4 protein-coding genes are annotated in these 4,676 nt (G+C 69.0%); 2 read left to right on the forward strand and 2 right to left on the reverse strand.

What is annotated here, in order from left to right; genetic code table 11:
• Positions 1-827 precede the first annotated feature (827 nt).
• Both FW784_RS12730 and FW784_RS12735 read right to left on the reverse strand, forming a co-directional pair.
• Positions 828-1,223: an MAPEG family protein gene (locus tag FW784_RS12730; protein WP_149353709.1), complete on the reverse strand. Its 396-nt coding sequence runs from the start codon at positions 1,221-1,223 to the stop codon at positions 828-830.
• A 385-nt stretch (positions 1,224-1,608) separates the two neighbouring features.
• Positions 1,609-2,280 (reverse strand): DUF4097 family beta strand repeat-containing protein, encoded by a 672-nt coding sequence (locus FW784_RS12735; protein ID WP_149353710.1) that lies wholly within the window; start codon positions 2,278-2,280, stop codon positions 1,609-1,611.
• A gap of 143 nt (positions 2,281-2,423) precedes the next feature.
• On the opposite strand from FW784_RS12735, the gene gpmI reads away from it, so the two are divergent.
• Both gpmI and FW784_RS12745 read left to right on the forward strand, forming a co-directional pair.
• Positions 2,424-3,956, forward strand: a complete 1,533-nt coding sequence (gpmI, locus tag FW784_RS12740) for a 2,3-bisphosphoglycerate-independent phosphoglycerate mutase (protein ID WP_235893678.1) — start codon at positions 2,424-2,426, stop codon at positions 3,954-3,956.
• Positions 3,956-4,676: murein hydrolase activator EnvC family protein (locus FW784_RS12745; protein WP_425481648.1), on the forward strand; the 721-nt coding region annotated here is incomplete at its 3' end. The genes gpmI and FW784_RS12745, both read left to right, overlap by 1 nt.

The following is a 4,676-nucleotide window of genomic DNA, read 5'->3' on the forward strand; positions in this document are numbered from 1 at the left end:
GAGTAGGTCATCGCCAGGGTCTTTATCCCCAAACCCCCATCCGTGAACACGGGTGGGGGTTTGTCTTTGCGGCAAAGGTTTGGAGTTTGGGGCTCTTGGCAGCGGTGGGCGGTCGAGTTTCCGGGTCGGCTTGCCCGCGGTAGCTGCGTGCGGATGGGCAGCAGCGCAGGTTGGCGCAAGTGGCTTCCAATCGCCGCGCCAAGGCGGCGCCTGCCGCCGTCGCCTCCACAGACGATACGCCGGACCGATAGTTGCGCGTACGCCGCGCAAATACCGGACTTCCCATGCGCTCCAAGAGCGTAGCGTCCCAGCACCACGCCCTCGCGACGTGGCGGGCTGTGTGCCGGATCCGACCGCCTCCAGGCCAGCCGCAGCACTCGCACCTGGTTACCGGGCACTGCTCGCAGTTCCCGTAACGCCCGCCGTACCGACCGTTCGCTTCTGCAGCGGAACCAGACCGAACTGCGTGCCTCCCATGACATCCGATGGCTAATACAAATCGCCGAAGTAATGGAAAGCGTTACTCGCGTTCGACTGCCAGACGTTCGTCGCGCGCGAGCCTAGTGCGCGCAGCTCGAGCGCTATTGCGGCGGGCGTAGACGACACGCGTCGGTCAAACCATAACGTGTGGCCGACGAGTAGGCGTAGACCAAACGCTGCCCCGGGTGGTTACACGACGCCGGATCGGGCCCGAACAGTCGTCAACCAGTTACGCAGCACCGAGCCGGCCAGCGTCGTGACGCCGCCGGCAGCAGCTGATACAGCGGGGGCGTGACGTCGGGGCGCATCGGGCTAGCCAAGGGAGGGATCGCGGCGACGCCGCACGTTCAGCGGACGGCGAGTGCCGCCTGTGCAAGCAGCGCCACGGAGCAGCCGATACCGATGAACCACGCCATGCTTCGCGCCGTCGCGATTCCGGCGACGTAGAACACGCCGTGCAGCACCCGAGCGGCCACGAAAACGACTGCCAGCAACGCAATTCGCGCGTCAGCCACGCCGGCGAGGTGGGCAAGGATGACGCCGGCCGCGAACGCCGGAAATGCCTCGAACGCGTTGAGTTGGGCTGCGTTGGCGCGCTGCACGCGAGGGTCGTCCTGCCGCGCCAGCCACGCGCGCGGGTCGCGGTTGTCGTAGCGCGGGCCCCGGGACTTGGCGATGACGGTCCAGACATAGGGAAGCAGTGCGGCGACGAGCACGCACCAGTAAGCGGTCGAGAGGGTCATGCGCGGGCTCCGGAAGTTGGGTCGCAGACTAACCCGGGCGCCGCCGGCCGGGGTCGCACGTCGTCGGACCACGCGCAAGCGCGCGCTGCGCTGCCGGCCAGGCGAGCCGTCGTTTCGACGCGAACACCGCACCCGGTGGCCACGGGCGCAAGGTCCGACGTCTGCGTCTCGCCGTTGGGGCGGCCGCTCGCCGCGCGTGTTCGCATGCCGGGTTCCTGTACGCCACCAGGGTTCGACCGCCCGCGGTGCGAAGACCCTCGATCCGTCAGGCTCCGGCTCGTGAGGCGCTCGGACGCAGTGGATTACTGCGGGCCTCCGCAGCGTTACCGCCTCCCGCGCCTCCGATAATGGCCACGCATCGCTCAGCGGCCACCCGACGCCGATCTCAGTCGGCCGGAGGCACGGCGCCGCTGAAGCGCCGCACCGTCGCGCCGGTCACGCTGCCGATCCGCGCGCTGTCGTGCACGTACAGGACCACGGGGCGCTCGAACACCAGCGCACCGTCGACCTGCGCATTCGGGCCGATCACGATCCGCGGGTCGCGCGTACGCAAGCTCAGCAGCCGCAGGTGCTGCTTGGCGACATGGATGCCGCCGTGCACGTGGCTGTCGACGCCGACGGTGATGTCGCCGTTGACCGTTTCGAGTCCGTGCGCGACTTCGGTTGCGACGATGCCGATCGCACCGTTGACGTTCTCGATGCCGCCGGCCACGCGTCCGCCGCGGTCGATGAAGATGCCGCCGTTGACCGTGGTGACGTCGCCGGCGATGCGCAGCGCGCGACCGACGTGGATGCCGCCGTTCACTGTCGTGAGCTCCCCGACCTGCGCACCGTCGCCGATGCGGATGCTGCCGTTCACCGTCTCGGCCGAGCCCGCATGCACCTGCGCGTCGATCTCGATACTGCCGTTGACGGTCTGCAGCGTGCCGTAGCCTTGGCCGGCGAGCGCGTGGATGCTGCCGTTGACCTTGTCGACGCTGGTGACGTCCGCGGCGCGGACGGGCCCGGCCAGCGCGAGGCCGACGGCGAGCGGCAGGAGGAACAGGGCGTTGCGCATGGCGAATGTCCTCGAGGTTGTGCAGCTTGGATGCCGGCCGCGACCGTGCGGTTTAAACCCGGTGCCGCGGGTCGTCGCAGGGGCACCGCTACAATCGCGCTTCCCTCCGCCCCGGGCACCTGCCCGAAGTCACAGGTCGCCTCGTGCCCACGCCCGCCATCACGCCCGTCGTACTGCTGATTCTCGACGGCTGGGGCCATCGCGACGATCCCACCGACAATGCGCTGGCGCAGGCCCACCTGCCGAACTGGAACGCGCTGGTGCAGGCCTGCCCGCACACGCTGATCCACACCGAGGGCCGCCATGTCGGCCTGCCGGATGGACAGATGGGCAACTCCGAGGTCGGCCACATGAATCTCGGTGCCGGCCGCATCGTCTACCAGGACCTGACGCGCGTCGACGCCGCGATCGAGGACGCCACGTTCTTCGACAACGCCGAGCTCGCCGCCGCCTGTGACGCGGCAAGAACCGCCAAGGCGACGCTGCACGTGATGGGATTGCTCTCGCCGGGCGGCGTGCACAGCCACGAACGGCACATCTTGGCGATGCTCGAACTCGCGCATCGCAAGGGCGTGCCGAAGGTCGCCGTGCATGCATTCCTCGACGGCCGCGACACGCCGCCGCGTTCAGCCGAACCGAGCCTGCGCGCGCTGCAGGACGTCTGCGACCGGCTCGGCAATGCCCGCATCGCCACCGTCGGCGGCCGCTACTACGCAATGGACCGCGACCAGCGCTGGGACCGCGTCCACCGCGCGTTCGATGCGATCGTCGAAGCACGCGCGGCGCAGGGTGCCACCGACGCCATCACCGCGCTCGAAGCCGCGTACGAGCGTGGCGAAAACGACGAATTCGTAGCCCCGACCGTGCTCGACGGCTACACCGGCATGCACGACGGCGACGCCGTGGTGTTCATGAATTTTCGTGCCGACCGCGCGCGCCAGCTCACCGCCGCGTTCGTCATGCCCGCCTTCGATGGCTTCGACGCGCGCCATCCGGTGCTGTCGCGATTCGTCTGCCTGAGCCAGTACGACGCACGTTTCCCGGCGCCCGTCGCGTTCGGTCCCGACGACCTGCGCAACACGCTCGGCGAGGTGCTGTCGGCCCACGGGCTGAGGCAACTGCGTATCGCCGAGACCGAGAAGTACGCGCACGTCACCTTCTTCTTCAGCGGTGGCCGCGAGGACGAATATCCCGGCGAAACGCGCATCCTGGTGCCGAGCCCGCAGGTCGCGACCTACGATCTCCAGCCGGAAATGAGCTGCCCGGAAGTGACCGAACGCCTGTGCGCTGCCATCCGTTCGGGCGAGGTCGACGTCGCCATCTGCAACATCGCCAATCCCGACATGGTCGGCCACACGGGAATCATCTCGGCTGCCATCAAGGCCGCCGAAGCGGTGGACGTCGCGATCGGTGCCATTCGCAGCGCCGTGGCCGACAGGCGCGGCGCGCTGCTTGTCACTGCCGATCACGGCAACCTCGAAATGATGCGCGACGTCGCCACTGGGCAGCCGCATACCGCGCATACCGTCGGGCCGGTGCCGTTCGTCTATTGCGGTCCGCGCGTCGCGAAGTTGCGCGACGGCGGTGCATTGCGTGACGTTGCGCCGACGGTCCTCGACCTGCTCGGCCTCGACAAGCCGGTCGAGATGACCGGCGCCAGCCTGCTCTTGCATTGATGCGCACGCACTCCGCGCTGCTGGTGCTCGCGCTGTCGGTACCGGTGCTCGCCGCCGCCGCGCAGGACACGCGCGGTACCGAGAAGAAGCTGCAGCAGATCAAGCGCGAACTGAAGGGCGTCGCGCAGGAACGTCGCCAGATCGAGACGCAGCGTGGCAGCGCGAGCCAGCAGCTTCGCGCGGCGGACGAGCAGGTCGGGCAGACCGATCGTTCGCTCCAACAGACGCAGTCGAAGATCCAGACCGAGAAGTCGAGCCTGTCGCAGCTGCGCGTTCGGCAGGCCCGGATGCGCGACACGCTCAAGGGCGCGCGCGTGGAGCTGGCGATGCTGCTGCGCGCGGCGGACCGGCAGGGCCCGGCCGGGCCGCTGAAATCGCTGCTTGCGCGCGACCGTGTCGAGGACACGCAACGCCTGCTGACGTACCACGCCTATCTGGAGAAGGCGCGTGCCGCGCGCATCCGCGACCTGACCGCGAAACTGGCAGAGCTCGATCGCGTCGAAGCCGAAATCGCGCATCGCACCGGCGAGCTCACCACCGCGCAGAGGGCGCAGGCCGCGCAGCTGGCGCAATTGCAGCGCGACCGCGAACAGCGCGCCGTGCTGGTCGCGCAGCTCGACGCCAAGTACAAGGACCGCGCCGCGCGCGAGCAGGCGCTGGGTCGCGACGCCAAGGCGCTCGAGCAACTGCTGGCCAAGCTGCGCATCGCGGCGGCGAAGG

The sequence above is a fragment of the Cognatilysobacter lacus genome (assembly GCF_008274655.1).
In the GTDB taxonomy this organism is placed as follows: domain Bacteria; phylum Pseudomonadota; class Gammaproteobacteria; order Xanthomonadales; family Xanthomonadaceae; genus Cognatilysobacter; species Cognatilysobacter lacus.